Raw genomic sequence first — 17,581 nt, 5'->3', positions numbered from 1 at the left:
ATTCGCTGGTGTAGCTCACACGGGTCGCCAGCTGCTCGGAGACGCGGAAGTTCACGCCGAACTCGTTGGTGATCACGTCCGAGGAGTCTTCGGAACCCAGGTAGTCGGTATCGTTCGTGATGAAGATATTGTCGTTGAAGCGATGGTACAGACGCGACGACGCAATGTAGCCGACCGAAGTGTCCGAAGAATCTGCGACCGGGGTGCCATCAAAGGTCGCGCCCAGTTCCTGCGCACCCGTCTTGGTGTAGCGCACACCAACGCCAGCCTGAACTCGCCAAGTGGTCTGTTCGGAGTTCAGGATGCGGTAGCCGGGACCGAAGCCCAGGAACGCGTCCGTGCGGAAATCGTCGAATTCAGCGGCGAAATCTTCATCGGTCTGCGACGGGCTGTTGCGGACGCCGTCGACCAGACCGTTCTGGTTGATGCGGCCCAGAGCGAAGGCGTACAGCTGGTCGTTGAAGTAGTACTGCGCGTCATAGATCGCGGCGACGTCTTCCTGGTCCTTGTTGCCGAAATCGTCCTCACCGAATTCCAGCGACAGGCCCACGCTCTGCGCGAACACGCCCTGATTGTAGTTCACACGACCACCAATCGCCAGATCCTGGTTGTCGGTGTTGCCGGTGCGGCCGGTGTAGCTCAGCGACATGTTGCCGAACAGGCCCTGGCGACGGTCGGCGGGGCCGAAGCGGTCAGCGTCGTTGTCACGGTCGAACGCGTCGGTCACATCTTCTTCGATGTCGGTGATGCGGTCGTTGATGGCCGACACGCCGGCAGCGTCGGCGCCGGTCGAGATCTCGGATTGCGCGAATGCCGGAACCGACAGGGCGGCCAGGATTGCGGCGGTGCTGGTCAGCAGCGTAACTTTTTTCATTTTCGTCGTCCTCACGAGCTGAGTAGGATTGTCCCGGCCCCGTTCCGGGCACCAGAGCATCTCTGCTGGGACATCAATTAGCGCCCCCCCCTTTCGGTTCAAAGCCCACCGCATTTCTTCTGCAAGTCGCGCAATCGTGAGCGTGCTTGGGTCTTGACAGAAACTGGCGAAACCTTGCCGAAAACAACGTGTAATGTTTGGTGATGCAACTTTTTCGCGACTTGACGAACGTACTTGGAACGCGACGTTTTTATGGGTTTCGCTCCATGCTGTCGCTCAAGCCCGCAAAAACGACCGACTGAAACATCAGCGTGAATGCCTTAATATTAGGCAAGATATTGACGGCGTTCAGGCATCATAAATGTTGCACAGATGCCACGATCCCGCTGTCAGAATGACACGACGTGCAAGGCGTCTGTCAAGCAAATGAACCCGTCCGTCCAATGAAAACGGCCCGGATCAGGGATCCGGGCCGCATCGTCATGACGGGACGATCCGTCAGCCAAGGGAATCAGGTTTGAAGTCGCGCGCCATGTGGTCCAGCACGGCATTCACGAAGCGCGCCTCGCGGCCGTCCGGAAAGAAGGCCTGCGTCAGCCGGACGTATTCGGTGATGACCACCTTGGCAGGTGCACGTTCGGCCACCAGTTCGGCGCCAGCGGCGCGGAACACGGCGCGCAACACCGGATCGATCCGGTCGATGGGCCATTTCGCCACCAACCCGCGGTCGGTGGCCTGGTCGATCTTGGACTGCCACATGACCACGTCGTCGACGATGCGGGTGAACAGCGCCTCGTCGGCCTGATCGGTCGGGCCGTCGCGGTCGTCGAAATCGATGCGGAAGTTCTGGAATTCGCGCGTGACACGGTCTGCGGACTGACCCGCGGCCTCCATCTGGAACAGCGCCTGCACGGCATACATCCGCGCCGCGCTGCTGAGGGCGCGCCGGTCGGGCCGCTTGTCCTGGTCGTGGTCGGTCATGCCTTGCCCTGCCCTTCAAGTTCGCCCGCCAAGCGGATCACGTCATGGGCCGCAGCCTTTTGCGGTGTCGCCGCCCAACGGCGCGCAAGTGCCACCAGATGCAGCGCGGCCGCCGCGGCGCCCCCGCCCTTGTTCTGACCCGCCGGGTCCGCGCGGACCTGGGCCTGGGCCATCGTCTCGACCGTCAGGATGCCGTTGCCAAGGCAGACGCCCTGCAGCCCCAGCAGCGTCAGCGCGCGGGAGCTGTCGTTGCAGACGGTGTCGTAATGCGTGGTCTCTCCGCGGATGACGCAGCCCAGGGCCACGAAGCCGTCATACTGACCGCTGCGGGCGGCAAGGCCCACGGCGGTGGGGATCTCCAGCGCGCCGGGCACCTCGATCACGTCAAGGCTGGCGCCCGCGGCATCCGCCGTGGCGCGGACCCCCGACAGCAGGCCGTCGGTGATGTCCTTGTAATAGGGTGCCACGACCGCCAGCAGGCGCACCGGAGCATCCAGACGCGGCAGCGCCAGTTCGTGATGTTGCGTGTTCGAGGCCATGTACCTAGTCCTTGGGGATAGGCCGGGTGGAATGGATGGAAAGGCCGTAGGCGTCAAGCCCAACCACCTTCACCGGCGCCGAATTGGTCAGCAGGATCAGGTCCGACAGGCCAAGGGCCGACAGGATCTGCGCGCCCAGGCCGTATTGACGCAAGGTATGCGGCCCGACATCGCCCGGATCGGCGATCGCATGGGACAGGTCGCGGATCAGCACGACGACGCCCCGCCCCTCGTCGGCGATGGCCTGCATCGCCGCGGGCAGGCTGCCCGCGCTTTCGCGCCCGACGCCCAGCACGTCGTGCAGCGGGTCCAGCGCGTGCATCCGCACCAGCACCGGCTCGGGGGTCGTCAGATCGCCCTTGGTCAGGACGATATGCTCGCTTCCCTGCGTCTCGTCCGCAAAGACCCGCATCATCCAGTCGCCGCCATGGGCGGAATGAACCGCCTTCTGCGACCGCTCGGCGATCAGGTTGTCGTGGCGGCGGCGATAGCGGATCAGGTCGCTGATCGTGCCGATCTTCAGCCCGTGGCGCTGCGCGAAATCCACCAGATCGGGCAGGCGTGCCATGCTGCCGTCGTCATTCATGATCTCGCAGATCACGCCCGACGCGTTCAGCCCGGCCAAGCGGGAAATGTCGACCGCGGCCTCGGTGTGGCCCGCGCGGACCAGCACGCCCCCGTCGCGGGCGCGCAGCGGAAAGATGTGGCCCGGCGTAGCGATATCAGGCGCGCCCTTGGTCGGGTCGATCGCCACGCTGATCGTGCGTGCGCGGTCGGCGGCGCTGATGCCGGTGGTGACGCCTTCGCGCGCCTCGATGGACATGGTGAAGGCGGTCTCGTGCCGGCTGGAGTTCTTAGGGCTCATCAGCGTCAGGCCCAGGGTCTCGATCCGGTCGGCGGTCAGCGTCAGGCAGATCAGCCCGCGCCCATGCGTCGCCATGAAGTTGATGGCATCCGGCGTGGCCATCTGGGCGGGAATGCACAGATCGCCCTCGTTCTCGCGGTCCTCGTGGTCGACCAAGATGAACATCCGGCCGTTGCGGGCTTCGTTGATGATGTCCTCGATCGGAGAGATGGCGGCCGACAGGTCGCGTTCGACGGGTCCGGGTTCTTCGAATTGCATCTGTTCGTCCTTCACGCAGGCGTCACGCGCCGATCGGTTGTCCGGCTTCGGCCAGCCGCGCGACATAGCGGGCCAGCGTGTCGATTTCCAGGTTTACGACATCGCCCACCGCCGCATCGCCCCAGGTGGTCACCTGCTGGGTATGCGGGATCAGGTTGATGCCGAAGCTGTTGCCAAAGACCTCGTTCACGGTCAGCGAGGTGCCGTTCAGCGTGACCGACCCCTTCTGCGCGATGAAGCGTGCCAGGTCCGCGGGCGCCTCGAAGGTCAGGCGCAGGCTGTCGCCGTCCTTCGCGGCGGCGGTGATCTGGGCCACGCCGTCGACATGGCCGCTGACGATATGGCCGCCCAGCTCGTCGCCGACGCGCAGCGCGCGTTCCAGGTTCAGGCGCTGACCCACGGACCAACCCTCGGCGCCGATGCTGGTCTTGGACAGCGTCTCGGCCGAGATGTCGACGTCGAACCAGTCCGGGCCCTTGGCCACGACCGTCAGGCAGACCCCGTCGCAGGCGATCGAGGCGCCCAGATCCACGCCCGCCATGTCATAGGCACAGCCGATGCGCGCGCGCATGTCGCCGCGCATCTCGACCGCGCGGACGATGCCGATATCCGTGATGATCCCCGTGAACATCGCAGCCCTTCCCTGATGATCCTGGTTCGAACTAGGCCATCGGCCCTGTCCGTTCAAGCACCAAGCCCCCGCCTCCGCGCCGGGCCGCTAAAGCTTGATGCACAAAATGATGGATCGGTGGGGCATGACATGGCATGTCTGACGCATGGCCCCAGGCATTGCGGCCGCCCCTCCTTTTCAAGTCGACCATGATTCAGACCGGCGTCACCCCCCTGCCCCAGACCTTGCACGCGCCGACGGGCCGCGTGTCCGCGCAGGGTGATCCGGTCTTCCTGATGCTGCAGGGGCCCCACGGCCCGTTCTTCGACCGCCTTGGACGGCTGCTGCGCGCGGCGGGGGCGGTGGTCTGGCGCTGCGGCTTCAACGCGGGGGACGAGTTCTTCTGGTCCGACCCGAAAAGCTTCATCCGCCATCAGGGCAGCGTCGACGACTGGCCCGACCATCTGGCGGCGATCCTGGACGACAAGGGCGTGACCGACATCGTCCTCTACGGCGATGTCCGCCCGATCCACGCCATCGCCCGCCGCCTGGCCGCAGCCCGCGGCCTGCGCGTCCACGTGTTCGAGGAAGGCTACCTGCGTCCCTACTGGGTCAGTTATGAACGTCAGGGATCGAACGGAAACTCGGTTCTGATGCGCATTCCGCTGGCCCAGATGCGTGCCGCCCTGCGCGAGCAGATCAACGAGGTGCGCCGCCCACCCGCCCATTGGGGCGATATGCGCCACCACAAGTTCTACGGCGCCTTCTATCATTTCCTGATCCTGGTCGCGAATGGCCGGTACCGCGCCTATTCGGGGCATCGTGCGATCGGCGTCGTGCAGGAATTCCGCCTCAACCTGCGGCGGCTGGTGCTGGCCCCGGCCTACAACCTGGGCCGCGCGCTGCAATGGCGGCGCCTGCGCCTGTCGGGCTGGCCCTACAACCTGGTCCTGATGCAGCTGGAACACGATTCCAACTTCCTGGGACATTCGCCCTTCACCCGCAACGCCCAGTTCGTCCGCACCGTGATCGAGGGGTTCGCCCGCGCCGCCCCCCGACACCACCACCTGATCTTCAAGGCCCACCCGCTGGAGGACGGTCGCGCGGGGAACCGCGCCGCCATCCACGCGGCGGCTGCCGAACATGGGGTGTCGGACCGCGTGCATTACGTCCGCGGCGGCAAGCTGGCCGAGATCCTGTCCCATGCCCGCGCCGTGGTCACCGTCAATTCCACTGCTGGCCAGCAGGCCCTGTGGCGCGGGATTCCGGTCAAGACCCTGGGACGCGCCGTCTATGACAAGCCGGGGCTGGTGTCCGAGCAGACGCTGGAGAAGTTCCTGGCCGATCCTGACGCCCCGGATCCGCAGGCCTACCGCGTCTTTCGCGACTATCTGCTGCAGACCAGCCAGATCCCCGGCGGCTTCTATGCCAGCCGGTCGCGCGCCCATGCGCTGCGCCTGGTGGCCGACATGCTCCTGTCGCCGGACGACCCGTACCAGGCGCTGGCGACCGGCCGAATCCTGCCGCGGCAGCAACTGGCGGACCGCCATGGCTGAAAGGCAACGCCCCGCCGACATTGCTCAAGATGATATAGCCTGTCTTTGCGGACAGGGTTACAGTGGATGCAAACCGGCATACAAGGCCGGAACCAGACAACATGGAGTATCAGAGGTGACAGTTTTATCCCGGTCGTCGACCACCCTGCGGATGCTGATGATCGCGTCAATGAGCCTTTTGGCCGCTTGCGCGCTGCCCCGTTCCGGCCCCAACAAGAACGAGATCTTCAACGGCGCGGTCGAACGCGGCGGCAACACGCAGGTGATCTACGTCAACGACCACGTCACCCGTGCCTCCGCCTTCGCACCCGCCTACGGGTTCTCGAACAGCTTCCGCAATGCCGGACAGGTCGGCGCGGACGAGATCCGGGCCGGCGACACGCTTGGCCTGTCGATCTGGGAGAACGTCGATGACGGTCTGCTGACCTCGCTCGGCGCCAGCTCGACCACCCTGACCGAAATCCAGGTGGACAGCGACGGCTTCATCTTCGTGCCCTATGCCGGCCGGGTCCGCGCCGCGGGCAACACGCCCGACCAGCTGCGCGAGGTCATCACCGACGCGCTCAGCGCGCAGACCCCCGACCCGCAGGTGACCGTCCAGCGCGTCGCAGGCAACGGTGCGACCGTGTCCGTGGTGGGCCGCGTCGGCGCTCAGGGCGTCTATCCGATCGAGCGTCCGACCCGGTCGCTGTCGGCCATGCTGGCCCGTGCCGGCGGCGTCGCCATCGAGCCCGAGGTCGCCGTCGTGACCGTCAAGCGCGGCAACGACAGCGGCCGCGTCTGGCTGACGGACCTCTACAGCAGCCCCACCAACGACATCGCCCTGCGTCCTGGCGACCTGATCGTGGTCGAGGAAGACCAGCGGACCTTCACCGCCCTCGGCGCCCTAGGCGGCCAGACCCGCGTGCCCCTGGGCAACGAGGTGATCAACGCGGCCGAGGCCATCGCCATGGTCGGCGGTCTGACCAGCGCCCTCGCCGACCCCACCGGCGTCTTCGTCCTGCGCGACGAGCCGGAATCGGTCGCCTCGCGCGTTCTGGGCAAGCCGGTCGTCGGCACGCAGCGCTTCGCCTATGTCCTGGACCTGACGCGCCCCAACGGCCTGTTCCTGGCCCGCGACTTCGTCATCCGCGACGGCGACACCGTCTATGTGACCGAGGCGCCCTACGTCCAGTGGCAGAAGACCCTGTCCGCCGTCACCGGCAGCGCCGCCACCGCAGACAGCCTGTCCAGCATCGGCAACTGATCTGCTGCCGACGCCGCAAGACGATCGCTCAGCCGCCGGGGAAACCCGGCGGCTTTGCATTTTCAACATTGGTTTCCTGACTCGCCCCCGGATCGCACGCATCCTGACGCTGGCCGGCCACCGTCCGGTCCTGGCCCTGCCCCGGCCTGGCGATGCGGTGGGCATCTGGGGCGACAGCCCGACGGCATGGCGCGGTCGGGCCATTGCGCGACGCCACGGCTGCCCGCTGATCACGGTCGAGGACGCCTTGCTGCGATCGGTTCTGCCCGGCCGGGCGCGGGGGACACTGGCGGCTCGCGGTCCGGTCGGACTGATCATCGACCCCCAGGGGCTGCATTTCGATCCTGACCGGCCCTCCCGCCTGGAACACCTGATCGGACAACCGCTGGCACCCGCCACGCGCGACCGCGCGGTTCGCCTGCTGGCCCGGCTGCGCGCGGCGGATCTGTCGAAATACAATCTTCATCATCCCGACGCGCCGCTGCCGCCGCCCGGCTATGTCTTGGTCATAGATCAGACGCGGGGCGACGCATCCTTGCGCGGCGCGGACCGCGCATTGTTCCTGACGATGCTGCAGGCCGCGCGTGACGAACATCCCGGCTGCCGCATCGTGATCCGCACTCATCCCGAAACCGCGGCGGGGCTGCGACCCGGCCATCTGACAGCCGAGGACCTGCGTCCCGGCGACACGCTGTGCGACGCACCGGTATCCCCGTGGCGACTGGTCGAGGGGGCCGATGCGGTCTATGCCGTCAGCTCTCAACTGGGATACGAGGCCTTGCTGGCCGGGCACCGACCGCGCCTGTTCGGTCAGCCGTTCTATGCAGGCTGGGGCCTCAGCAATGACGAAACCCCGCCCGCCCGGCGCGGCCGCGCCACGCGCGAGGCATTGTTCGCCGCCAGTCACCTGACCGGGCCCACATGGTACGACCCCTGCCGCGACCGGCTGACCGATTTTGAAGGCGCGGTGGATCAGATCGAGGCCGAGACCCGCGCCTTTCGCCAGGACAGGCACGGCCACACGGCCTATGGCATGCGTCTGTGGAAGCGCCGTTTCCTGGCCCGTGAATTCGGCGATGCCCACCCGCTGCGTTTTGCGGCTGAACCCGGCCCGCAGGTGACCTTGGCTTGGGCTGGAGCTGCGCCTCAGGTGCCGCAGGCGATCCGGATCGAGGACGGCTTTCTGCGATCGAACGGCCTTGGTGCCGCGCTGACCCCGCCCCTGTCGGTAGTTGCCGACGATCTGGGGATCTATTTCGACCCGACCGCGCCCTCGCGGCTGGAGGCGCTGATCTCTCGCGGCCCGCCGCCCTGCGGACGCGACAGGGCGGAACGGCTGATCGCCGCGCTGATCTCCGCGCGGCTGACCAAGTATAATCTGGGCGGGACTATTGACCTGCCCCCGCGCGACGGGCGCCGCCGCATCTTGGTGCCCGGACAGGTCGAGGATGACGCCTCGATCCTGAAGGGGGCAGGCGCCGAACGGACCAACCTGACGCTGCTGGCGCGGGTGCGGGCGGACAATCCGGATGCCTGCCTGATCTACAAGCCGCATCCCGATGTCGAGGCGGGGTTACGCCCCGGCGCGATCGATGCCGCATCGCTGGCGGCCTTGGCCGATCATGTCGCCACCGATGCCGACCCAGTCGCGCTGATCGAGGCCGTGGACGAGGTTTGGACAATCACCTCGACACTAGGGTTCGAGGCGCTGCTGCGAGGCAAGCCCGTGACGGTGCTGGGTGCGCCCTTCTATGCGGGCTGGGGGCTGACCCGCGATCTGGGCCCCCTGCCCGCCCGGCGTCAGGCACGACCCGATCTGGCGGCGCTGGTCCATGCGTGCCTGATCGCCTATCCCCGCTATCGCGATCCGGTGACGGGCCTGCCCTGCCCGGTCGAACTGGCACTGGAAAGGCTGGCGGCGGGACAGGCGCATCCGCCACCGGCCCTGCGGCTGCTGGCCAAGGCGCAGGGCGCGCTGGCCGGACATGCCTGGATCTGGCGCCGCTAGTCAGGCGCGGGTCCAGCGATGGAACAGATCGCCGCCAATGGCGCGAGTCTCGGCCAGGCGAAACCGCGGTGCCTGGATCAGATGCGTCCAGCCGGTCGGACCCAAGAACGGCCGCGCCTCGGCCCCAAGCGCCAAGCCGGCAGTATAGCCGACCAGTTGATCGACCAGCCCCGCGGCCAGCAGGCTGGCAGCCAGCCGCCCGCCCCCTTCGCAAAAGACCCGCGTGATGCCGCGTGCCCCGAGATCGGCCAGGATCTGTGCCGGGGGCCCGTCGACCCGCCACAGCGGCCCGTGATCGGCGTCCTGCGGCGGCAATGGTGGCAAGGCCTGTGCCGATACGACAATGCGGACCGGCTGCTGTGGCGTGCGGATGCCGCGCACGTTCAGATGCGGCAGGTCGGTGCGTGCCGTCGCTCCGCCGACCATGATCGCATCATGCTGCGCCCGCAGGGCATGGACATGTGCACGGGCAGCGGGCCCGGTGATCCACCGGCTTTCCCCGCTGGCCATGGCGATGCGCCCGTCCAGGCTGCTGGCCAGCTTCAGCGTCACGAAGGGGCGGCCCGCGGTGATGCGCAGCAGGAACCCCGCCTGCAGGTCCGCGGCCTGGTCCGCCAGCACGCCTTCGGTCAGCGGAATGCCGGCATCGCGCAGCATCTGGTGACCCCGCCCGGCCACGCGCGGGTCCGGGTCGGTCAGCGCCGTCACCACCCGCGCAACGCCCGCACCGACGAGCCCCGCCGCGCAAGGCGGCGTGCGGCCGTGATGGGCGCAGGGCTCCAGCGTGACATAGGCGGTCGCCCCCGCCGCCAGCGGTCCCGCCTGGTCCAGCGCCATGCGTTCGGCATGCGGCCTGCCGCCGGGCTGGGTCCAGCCGCGTCCGACGACGCGACCGTCGCGCAACAGCACGCAGCCCACCGCGGGGTTCGGCCAGACATTGCCCAGGCCGCGCCGCGCCAGGCGCAGGGCATGGGCCATGTGCCGGGCGTCTTCTGTCGGATCGGGGGTCAATCGTTGGCGGCGCCGGGGCGCAGCTCGGACACGAACTTGTCGAAGTCGTCCGCGTCCTGAAAGTTCTTGTAGACGCTGGCGAACCGGACATAGCCGACATTGTCGATGCGCGACAAAGCCTCCATCACGATCTCGCCGATGGTCTTGGACGGGATGTCGGTCTCTCCGGTGCTTTCAAGCCTGCGGACGATGCCGCTGATCATCTGTTCGATGCGCTCCGGCTCGACCGGTCGCTTCTGCATGGCGATGCGGATCGACCGGGCCATCTTGTCGCGGTCGAAATCCTCGCGGCGGCCATTCGTCTTGACCACGACAAGATCGCGCAGCTGAACGCGTTCATAGGTCGTGAAACGCCCGCTGCAGGACGGGCAGAAGCGACGGCGGCGGATCGCCACGTTATCCTCGGCCGGGCGCGAGTCCTTGACCTGGGTATCGACATTTCCGCAAAACGGGCAGCGCATTCCGTTGTCCCTGTGCCAAGGCGATCCACCGTCACTATAGGCACCTTGGCAGGGATTGGGTAGCTTTATCCACAGCCCACAAGATAGGCCCCCTGGAACCTGTGGCCCGAATGCCGCGTTGCCGCCCGTAATTTCCTGCGGGATTCAACCGATTGAGGCATCCATGACCCAGACCCTGTTCATCACCGGCGCCTCCTCGGGCATCGGTGCGGCGACTGCGCGCGCCGCCGTTGCCGCCGGCTGGAACGTCGCGCTGTTCGCCCGGTCGGCGGACAAGCTGTCCGCCCTGGCGAAGGAACTGGGCGACCGGGCGATGGTCGTCAGCGGCGATGCCACCGACATCGACGCGCTGACCGCCGCCGCGGCCCAGGTCGCCGACCATTTCGGCGGCATCGACGCGGCCTATGCCAATGCAGGGCGCGGCCTTTCCAAGCCGGGGACCGAGGCGGGCGATCTGGACGACATTCGCGGGATGATCGACCTGAACGTCATGGGCGTTGTCCTGACGGCGCGCGCCCTGCTGCCGCATCTGCGCAAGACGCGCGGAACGCTGGTGCTGACCGGGTCCGCGGCGGGACGCCAGCACATCAAGGGCTCGATCTATGGCGCGACCAAGTGGTTCGTACACGGCTATGCCGGCAACCTTGCCGAAGAGATGCGCGAATGGGGCGGGCGCTGCTGCGTCGTGGCACCGGGGATGGTCGACACCGCGTTCTTCGACGACGGGCGCCCCGGACAAGCTGCAGCCGGACGATGTTGCCGCCGCCGTCATGCAGATGATCACCGCCCCGGACCGCGCCGCGATCCGCGAAGTGTATCTGATGCCTCAGGCCTGAGGCGCGAACATCGCCACGACCTGACGCCGATGCGGGGCGCGGGCGGTGTTCCACCAGATAGATGCCCTGCCAGCGGCCCAGCATCATCCGACCCCGGTCGACCGGGATCTGCAGGGTCGTTGGCAAAACGGCCGCCTTCAGATGCGCGGGCATGTCGTCAGGCCCCTCATAGCGGTGCGTGATCCAGCCCATCGACGGATCGTCGGCGGGCGGGGCCAGACGGTCCAGCCATGCCAGTAGGTCAGCCTGCACCTCGGGGTCGGCATTCTCCTGGATCAACAGAGACGCGGACGTATGCTGCACGATCAGGGTCAGCACCCCCCGGACCGCGCCGCCGGAGCGCAGCCAATCGGCCAGGTCCGCGGTGATGTCGTGACAGGCGGGCCCCTGCGTGGCGACGGTCAGGACATGCATCATTCAGCGGCCTCCGGGCCCAGCAGGGCATCGTCGCGGTCATGGTCAAGGTCGATCTGCTTGCTGGCGCGCGCGCCCAGGGACCGCAGCATCTCGACCTGACGGATGACATTGCCGGACCCGCGCGTCAGCCGGTCCATCGCCTGACCGTGGGCACGGTTGGCTTGGTCCAGCGCGCGGCCGACGCCGTCCATCGCCTCGACGAAGCCCGCGACCTTGTCATACAGTTGCCCCGCCCGGCGCGCGATCTCCAGCGCGTTGCTTTCGCGTCGCTCGACCGCCCAGATGTGATCGACCGTGCGCAGCGTCAGCATCAGCGTCGTGGGCGTCGTCAGCCCCACGCGGCGTTCCATCGCGAATGCCGCCAATGCCGGATCGGCCCGCAGCGCGTCCGAGAACGCCCCCTCGATCGGGATGAACATCAGAACGTAATCGACGGAGTTGTCGTCCATCCGCTGATAGCCCTTGCCCGACAGCGTGGCGATGTGCGTGCGGATGGCGGCCACATGGCGGCGCAGCGCCGCGGCAGAGGCCGCCGGATCGTCAAGCGTCACCGAGGCCTCGTAATCGTTCAGCGACACCTTGCTGTCGATGACCATGACCTTGCCGCGCGGCATCTTGACCACGACGTCGGGACGCCACAGCTTGCCGTCGTCGTCGCGCCAGCTGGACTGCAGGTCGTAATGCGTCCCGGCCATCAGCCCCGAATCCTCCAGGATGCGTTCCAGAACCATCTCGCCCCAGGCACCCTGCTGCTGCTTGTCACCCTTCAGGGCGCGGGTCAGGTTGACGGCCTCACGGCTGATCTGTTCGCTGCGGTTGTGCAGGGACAGGATTTGTTCGCGCAGGCGGGCCGATTCCTCGTCCAGCACCTTGTTGCGGGCCTGCAGCTCTGTCTGGAACCGGCCGACCTGATCGCGGAACGGGGTCAGCAGGGCCGCCAGCTGGTCGTTCTGCAGCCGCTGCAGGTCGTCCTGCTGCGCGCGGAGCGTCTCTGCCGACAGCAGCTTGAACTGCTGGGTCATCTCGGCGCGCAGTTCCCGCAGGGTGGCGACCTCGCGCGCGCTGGCCTCGGCGTCTTTCTCGGCGCGCAGGCGTGTTTCGGCCAGACTTGTCTCCAACTGCGCCGCCTGCCGGCGGGCGTGATGCAGCGCGTCGGTCAGACCGTCCCGCTCCTCGGTCAGATCGGCAAGGCGGGCATCCTGCGCCTCGGCCCGGGTCTGCGCGCGGGTGCGGTCCAGGTTCGCCTCGTGCAGTCGATCCTCGGCCAGTGTCGCGCGCACACGCATCCGCGACAGTGCCACCTGCCCGCGCCACCACAGCAGCAGCGCCAGCACGACCGCCAAGGCCGGCCCGATCACCGTCATGTCGGAAAGCCACGCCCCGGCATCGTCGAACTGCATCCTGTCATCACCCCGTCGTTTCGGGGCAGTGTTCACAGTTTGTGCCGCAAGCGCAAGGCGCTGTCAGAGATCGAGGCCCATCATGAAGGCGACCACGCCGCCCGCATAATCCCCGCGATGCACGGTCGAACTGTCGGACCGCGCGAACCAGTCCATCAGCGATGCCCTATCCCGGTCCGAGAACCGCATCCGCCAATCCTGAAAGCGCCGGTGATCCAAAGCGCCCTGGTCCAGAATCTCGAAATCGCAATGACGGTCGTCGTCCATCAGCGACGCCACCACCTTCCGCAGGCCGTCGGCCGGTCCCTCCAGCCACTGGAAGAACAGGCCGTCCTCGTGGTGCAGGCATCCGGTCAGGCCAAGCGACTGGTTGCGATGGCGCGCGGTGCGCAGGATGTCCTGCATGGCCGAGCCGTCCAGACCGGCACGCGCGGTGCTGCGGTATAGGACAAAGCCCAGGCCCTGCAGGTCGTCCAGATCACTGGTCAAGGAAGGACCGCAGCTTTCTGCTCCGCGACGGATGCTTCAGCTTGCGCAGCGCCTTGGCCTCGATCTGGCGGATGCGTTCGCGGGTGACGCTGAACTGCTGGCCGACCTCCTCCAGGGTGTGGTCGGTGTTCATGCCGATGCCGAAGCGCATGCGCAGCACCCGTTCCTCGCGGGGCGTCAGGCTTGCCAGGACGCGGGTCGTGGTCTCCTTGAGGTTCTCCTGGATGGCGCTGTCCAGCGGCAGGACGGCGTTCTTGTCCTCGATGAAATCGCCAAGCTGGCTGTCCTCCTCGTCCCCGATCGGGGTCTCGAGGCTGATCGGTTCCTTGGCGATCTTCATCACCTTGCGGACCTTCTCCAGCGGCATCTGCAGCTTCTCGGCCAGTTCCTCGGGCGTGGGCTCGCGGCCGATCTCGTGCAGCATCTGGCGGCCGGTGCGGACCAGCTTGTTGATCGTCTCGATCATGTGGACCGGGATGCGGATCGTGCGCGCCTGATCCGCGATGGACCGGGTGATCGCCTGACGGATCCACCAGGTCGCATAGGTCGAGAACTTGTAGCCGCGGCGGTATTCGAACTTGTCCACGGCCTTCATCAGGCCGATGTTGCCCTCTTGGATCAGGTCCAGGAACTGCAGGCCGCGGTTCGTGTATTTCTTGGCGATCGAGATGACCAGGCGCAGGTTGGCCTCGACCATCTCCTTCTTGGCCTGACGGGCCTCCTTCTCGCCGCGCTGGACCTGAGCCACGATGCGGCGGAATTCCTCGATGTCCACGCCGACATACTGGCCGACCTCGGCCATGTCGCCGCGCAGACGCTCGACCTGGTCGCGCGACCGGTCGAACAGCGCCTGCCAGCCGCGCCCGGCCTGCGCAGACATGCGGTCCACCCAGTTCGGGTCCAGCTCGCTCCCGCGATAGGCGTCGATGAACTCGCGGCGGTTGATGCGGGCCGCGTCGGCCAGCTTGACCATGCCGCTGTCGATGGTGACGATCCGGCGGTTGATGCCGTAAAGCTGATCGACAAGCGCCTCGATCCGGCCGCTGTTGAGGTGCAGCGAGTTCACCAGGACGACGATTTCCGACCGCAGGTTCTGATAGTCGCTCTCGGCACTGGCCGAGAAGCTGTTGTCCTCGTTCAGCGTCGCGGACATGCGCTGGTCCTGCATGTCGGCCAGCCCCTCGTAGTGATGGGCGATGGCTTCCAGCGTCTCCAGGACCTTGGGCTTGAGGCTTGCCTCCATCGCGGCCAGCGACAGGTTGGCGCCCTCGTCCTCGTCCTCGTCATCCTCGACGCGCAGCGGGTTGCCGTCGGCGTCGAACTCCTCGCGCTTGGTCGCGGCGGGGCTGGCCTCGCCCTCGACGGTCAGTTCGACCTCCTCGGCCTCCTCGTCGTCCATGGACTGGCCGAAGGTGGTCTCGAGGTCGATGACGTCGCGCAGCAGGATCTCTTCGTCCAGAAGCTCCTCGCGCCACAGCGTGATGGCCTTGAACGTCAGCGGGCTCTCGCACAGGCCCGCGATCATGGTGTTGCGGCCCGCCTCGATCCGCTTGGCGATGGCGATCTCGCCCTCGCGGGGAGAGCAACTCGACCGATCCCATCTCGCGCAGGTACATGCGGACAGGGTCGTCGGTGCGGTCCAGCTTTTCGGTCTCGCTGGCCGACACGGCCAGTTCGCGCGACCCGGACCCGGTGGTGACGATGGCCCCGCCCTCCGACTCCTCGGCGGCGTCGTCGTCCTCGATGACGTTGATGCCCATTTCGGACAGCATTGACATGACGTCCTCGATCTGCTCGCTGCTGACCTGCTCGGGCGGCAGGACGGCGTTCAGCTGGTCGTAGGTGATGTAGCCACGCTCGCGTGCCTCGGCGATCATTTTCTTGACCGCCGCCTGGCTCATGTCCAGCGTATGGGCATTGTCGTCCTTGTCGGTCTTGTCGTGGTCATCGTCCTTGGCGGCCATCCAGGGCTCCTTCTCGGCGAGATCGTGGGCGGGTGATTCGCATGTGCGTGCGAATCGTCGCAAAGTTGCTTCGGTTCTAACGTGCTTCCCGGCCGAATCAAAGGCCGGGCGCGCTGATGATTCGCAACCCCCGGGGGTTGCGAATCGCGGTCACCGCCGGGGCGGCTTGCGCCAGATCTGGCCCGACAGCCAATCCGACAATTGCGCCGACATGGCGTCGCGATCCTCGTTCATGTCGCCTGATGTCTCCATCTCGGGGTTCTCGGCCCGGTGGCGGGCGCGGGTGATCTGGCTGATGCGCCATGTCAGCCCCTCATCGGCCTCTCCCTGGATCTCGGATTCGGCGCGGGGCAGTTCGTGCGTCGTGGCGCGCGCGACCTCGATGCGGTCCAGAAGATCCAGCAGCATCGTCACGGCGCCGTCGTCGTCCTTCCGTTCGATGATTGCGGGCGTCAGGCCCAGATGGGCGTCGCGGCGCAGGGTTTCAAGGCCGCGCCGCCCGGCCGGGCTGTCGGTGTGGGTCAGCAGATCATGAAGCAGCGCCGCGCGGTCCGGGTCGCGCGGCAGCACGCGTTCAAGACGCGCCTCGACATGCGCCACGACCGAAGGGCGCAACGCACAGATCAGCAAGGCAGCGCCCTCCAGCGTCCCCTCTCCCTGCTCCGGGACGTTGATCCCCACCGGCAGGGACGGCGCCCGCGGGGCCATCGAGGCCCCTTGGCGCCGGGCCGGGTTACGCCCGGCCGCACCCCCCCGCGGGGTGGTCTTGCGGGCGCCACCGCCGAACAGTTCCCACTGCTTGCGCCGGATATCCTCGGAGTACAGCGCGCGGGTGCGTTCATCGGGGATGCGGGCGACAGCCTCGGCCAGGCGGCGATCCAGGGCCGCCTTGCGTTCCGGACTGTCGAAGACCTGCCCCTGCGTCTCGCGCGCCCAGAGCAGATCCAGCATGGGCCGTGCCTGATCCAGCAGCGCCCCCATCGCGCCCGGGCCGGATGCCTTGATCAGATCGTCGGGATCCTGCCCCGCGGGCAAAATGACAAAGCGCAGTGCCTGTCCGGGTCCGGTCAGCGGCAGCGCCAGGTCGATCAGCCGCTGCGCCGCGCGCTGGCCCGCCGCATCGCCGTCCAGCGCGATCACCGGTTCGGGCGAGACGCGCCACATCAGGCGCAACTGCTCCTCGGTGATGGCGGTGCCCAGAGGAGCCACCGCCCCCTCGAACCCCGCACGGGCCAGGGCGATCACGTCCATGTAGCCTTCGGCAACGACCAGCCGCTGACCCTTGGCGACCGCGCTGCGCGCAGGGCCAAGGTTGTACAGGTTGCGCCCCTTGTCGAAAAGCGGCGTTTCTGGGCTGTTGAGGTATTTCGCCCGCGCGTTCGGGTCCATCGCCCGGCCGCCGAAGCCGATGCAGCGGCCCTGTCCGTCGCGGATCGGAAAGATGATCCGCCCCCGGAACCGATCATAGGCCGCGCCGCCGCCTTCGGGCCGGGCGGACATGCCGGCCTCGACGATCTGATCTTCGGCAAAGCCCTTGTCGCGCAGGGCCGCGGTCAGGGCGGTGCGGTGATCGGGGGCAAAGCCGATCTCGAACCGGTTCAGTGCGGCCGCGTCCAGGCCGCGGCGGTCCAGGTAATCGCGCGCATCCGCCGCGGCGCCGGTCTGCAACTGCAGGCGGAACCAGCGGCAGGCGGCCTCGGTCACCTCCAGCAGCCGCGTCCGCCTGTCGGTCTTTTCGCGGGCACGGGGGTCGGGTTCGGGCATGGTCAGCCCGGCCTCGGCGGCCAAAAGCTTGACCGCCTCGATGAACTCCATCCCGTCATGGTCGCGCAGGAAACCGATGGCGTCGCCCTTGGCCTGACAGCCGAAGCAGTAGTAATAGCCCTTCTGGTCGTCGCAGTGAAAGCTGGCGGACTTTTCCTGGTGGAAGGGGCACGGTGCCCACCAGTCGCCGCGGGCCTGGTTCGACTTGCGCAGATCCCACGTGACCTTCTTGCCGATCACCCGGCTGATCGGGACGCGGTTGCGAATCTCGTCAAGGAAACCGGGGGGCAGGGACATGGGCG

At 67.3% G+C, this 17,581-nt stretch carries 14 protein-coding genes and 3 pseudogenes (1 of these 17 only partly in view); 4 read left to right on the top strand and 13 right to left on the bottom strand.

Features of this window, described 5'->3' with window-relative positions; genetic code table 11:
- The 5 genes from F1642_RS00775 to F1642_RS00755 all read right to left on the bottom strand — a co-directional run.
- Nucleotides 1–874 carry the 5' portion of a YdiY family protein gene (locus F1642_RS00775; protein ID WP_046000250.1) on the bottom strand. The gene continues 65 nt to the left of window position 1, outside the view, so only the first 874 of its 939 coding nucleotides appear in the window; the start codon lies at nucleotides 872–874; the stop codon falls past the left edge of the window.
- A 498-nt stretch (nucleotides 875–1,372) separates the two neighbouring features.
- Nucleotides 1,373–1,855 (bottom strand): transcription antitermination factor NusB, encoded by a 483-nt coding sequence (nusB, locus tag F1642_RS00770; RefSeq protein ID WP_045982058.1) that lies wholly within the window; start codon nucleotides 1,853–1,855, stop codon nucleotides 1,373–1,375.
- Complete coding sequence (locus F1642_RS00765; RefSeq protein WP_046000249.1) at nucleotides 1,852–2,394, bottom strand: 6,7-dimethyl-8-ribityllumazine synthase; 543 nt, start codon at nucleotides 2,392–2,394, stop codon at nucleotides 1,852–1,854. The genes nusB and F1642_RS00765 overlap by 4 nt, the downstream gene beginning before the upstream one ends.
- 4 nt (nucleotides 2,395–2,398) lie before the next feature.
- A complete protein-coding gene (ribB, locus tag F1642_RS00760; protein WP_045982067.1) occupies nucleotides 2,399–3,517 on the bottom strand; it encodes a 3,4-dihydroxy-2-butanone-4-phosphate synthase in 1,119 nt (372 codons plus the stop codon).
- A 22-nt stretch (nucleotides 3,518–3,539) separates the two neighbouring features.
- Nucleotides 3,540–4,148 (bottom strand): riboflavin synthase, encoded by a 609-nt coding sequence (locus tag F1642_RS00755; RefSeq protein ID WP_127898071.1) that lies wholly within the window; start codon nucleotides 4,146–4,148, stop codon nucleotides 3,540–3,542.
- Nucleotides 4,149–4,336: 188 nt separating this feature from the next.
- On the opposite strand from F1642_RS00755, the gene F1642_RS00750 reads away from it, so the two are divergent.
- The 3 genes from F1642_RS00750 to F1642_RS00740 all read left to right on the top strand — a co-directional run bounded on the left by F1642_RS00750 (nucleotide 4,337) and on the right by F1642_RS00740 (nucleotide 8,937).
- Entirely contained in the window at nucleotides 4,337–5,683 is a 1,347-nt protein-coding gene (locus F1642_RS00750; RefSeq protein WP_194885206.1) for a capsule biosynthesis protein CapA, read from the top strand.
- A 157-nt stretch (nucleotides 5,684–5,840) separates the two neighbouring features.
- The gene (locus F1642_RS00745) at nucleotides 5,841–6,929 is read left to right on the top strand and encodes a polysaccharide biosynthesis/export family protein (protein ID WP_370582760.1); all 1,089 of its coding nucleotides are present in this window, start codon (nucleotides 5,841–5,843) and stop codon (nucleotides 6,927–6,929) included.
- Nucleotides 6,930–6,933: 4 nt separating this feature from the next.
- Entirely contained in the window at nucleotides 6,934–8,937 is a 2,004-nt protein-coding gene (locus F1642_RS00740; RefSeq protein ID WP_194885456.1) for a capsular polysaccharide biosynthesis protein, read from the top strand.
- On the opposite strand, the gene ribD is transcribed toward F1642_RS00740, so the two are convergent.
- Nucleotides 8,938–9,948 (bottom strand): bifunctional diaminohydroxyphosphoribosylaminopyrimidine deaminase/5-amino-6-(5-phosphoribosylamino)uracil reductase RibD, encoded by a 1,011-nt coding sequence (gene ribD / locus F1642_RS00735; RefSeq protein ID WP_255522022.1) that lies wholly within the window; start codon nucleotides 9,946–9,948, stop codon nucleotides 8,938–8,940.
- Nucleotides 9,945–10,409: a transcriptional regulator NrdR gene (gene nrdR / locus F1642_RS00730; protein WP_045982052.1), complete on the bottom strand. Its 465-nt coding sequence runs from the start codon at nucleotides 10,407–10,409 to the stop codon at nucleotides 9,945–9,947. The genes ribD and nrdR overlap by 4 nt, the downstream gene beginning before the upstream one ends.
- Nucleotides 10,410–10,572: 163 nt before the next feature.
- Here nrdR and F1642_RS00725 point away from each other — a divergent pair.
- A pseudogene (locus F1642_RS00725) lies at nucleotides 10,573–11,245 on the top strand (SDR family oxidoreductase).
- Here the strand turns inward: F1642_RS00725 and F1642_RS00720 are convergent.
- The 6 genes and pseudogenes from F1642_RS00720 to dnaG all read right to left on the bottom strand — a co-directional run bounded on the left by F1642_RS00720 (nucleotide 11,236) and on the right by dnaG (nucleotide 17,576).
- Nucleotides 11,236–11,662 (bottom strand): annotated as a pseudogene (locus tag F1642_RS00720) (secondary thiamine-phosphate synthase enzyme YjbQ). The pseudogenes F1642_RS00725 and F1642_RS00720 sit on opposite strands and share 10 nt — an antisense overlap.
- Complete coding sequence (gene rmuC, locus F1642_RS00715; RefSeq protein ID WP_045982049.1) at nucleotides 11,659–13,062, bottom strand: DNA recombination protein RmuC; 1,404 nt, start codon at nucleotides 13,060–13,062, stop codon at nucleotides 11,659–11,661. The pseudogene F1642_RS00720 and the gene rmuC overlap by 4 nt, the downstream one beginning before the upstream one ends.
- Before the next feature lie 63 nt (nucleotides 13,063–13,125).
- Nucleotides 13,126–13,551 (bottom strand): BLUF domain-containing protein, encoded by a 426-nt coding sequence (locus F1642_RS00710; protein ID WP_052715208.1) that lies wholly within the window; start codon nucleotides 13,549–13,551, stop codon nucleotides 13,126–13,128.
- Entirely contained in the window at nucleotides 13,541–15,076 is a 1,536-nt protein-coding gene (rpoD, locus tag F1642_RS00705; protein ID WP_370582729.1) for an RNA polymerase sigma factor RpoD, read from the bottom strand. Before rpoD ends, F1642_RS00710 begins: the two co-directional genes overlap by 11 nt.
- A gap of 73 nt (nucleotides 15,077–15,149) precedes the next feature.
- Nucleotides 15,150–15,428 (bottom strand): annotated as a pseudogene (locus tag F1642_RS16150) (RNA polymerase sigma factor region1.1 domain-containing protein); the annotation flags it as partial.
- Nucleotides 15,429–15,665: 237 nt separating this feature from the next.
- Nucleotides 15,666–17,576 carry a DNA primase gene (gene dnaG, locus F1642_RS00700; protein WP_194885204.1) on the bottom strand — a complete coding sequence of 637 codons (1,911 nt, stop codon included), beginning with the start codon at nucleotides 17,574–17,576 and terminating at the stop codon, nucleotides 15,666–15,668.
- Nucleotides 17,577–17,581 lie beyond the last annotated feature (5 nt).

The sequence above is a fragment of the Paracoccus sp. NBH48 genome (assembly GCF_015390265.1).
In the GTDB taxonomy this organism is placed as follows: domain Bacteria; phylum Pseudomonadota; class Alphaproteobacteria; order Rhodobacterales; family Rhodobacteraceae; genus Paracoccus; species Paracoccus marcusii.
This window is presented reverse-complemented; position numbering and strand designations above follow the sequence as displayed.

Bases quoted from the DNA above. Each gene is read 5' to 3' on its own strand.
- dnaG (WP_194885204.1), bottom strand. From the start codon at position 17,576: ATGTCCCTGCCCCCCGGTTTCCTTGACGAGATTCGCAACCGCGTCCCG.
- rmuC (WP_045982049.1), bottom strand. From the start codon at position 13,062: ATGCAGTTCGACGATGCCGGGGCGTGGCTTTCCGACATGACGGTGATC.
- ribB (WP_045982067.1), bottom strand. From the start codon at position 3,517: ATGCAATTCGAAGAACCCGGACCCGTCGAACGCGACCTGTCGGCCGCC.
- F1642_RS00755 (WP_127898071.1), bottom strand. From the start codon at position 4,148: ATGTTCACGGGGATCATCACGGATATCGGCATCGTCCGCGCGGTCGAG.
- rpoD (WP_370582729.1), bottom strand. From the start codon at position 15,076: ATGATCGCGGGCCTGTGCGAGAGCCCGCTGACGTTCAAGGCCATCACG.
- nrdR (WP_045982052.1), bottom strand. From the start codon at position 10,409: ATGCGCTGCCCGTTTTGCGGAAATGTCGATACCCAGGTCAAGGACTCG.
- F1642_RS00765 (WP_046000249.1), bottom strand. From the start codon at position 2,394: ATGGCCTCGAACACGCAACATCACGAACTGGCGCTGCCGCGTCTGGAT.
- F1642_RS00750 (WP_194885206.1), top strand. From the start codon at position 4,337: ATGATTCAGACCGGCGTCACCCCCCTGCCCCAGACCTTGCACGCGCCG.
- nusB (WP_045982058.1), bottom strand. From the start codon at position 1,855: ATGACCGACCACGACCAGGACAAGCGGCCCGACCGGCGCGCCCTCAGC.
- F1642_RS00745 (WP_370582760.1), top strand. From the start codon at position 5,841: ATGATCGCGTCAATGAGCCTTTTGGCCGCTTGCGCGCTGCCCCGTTCC.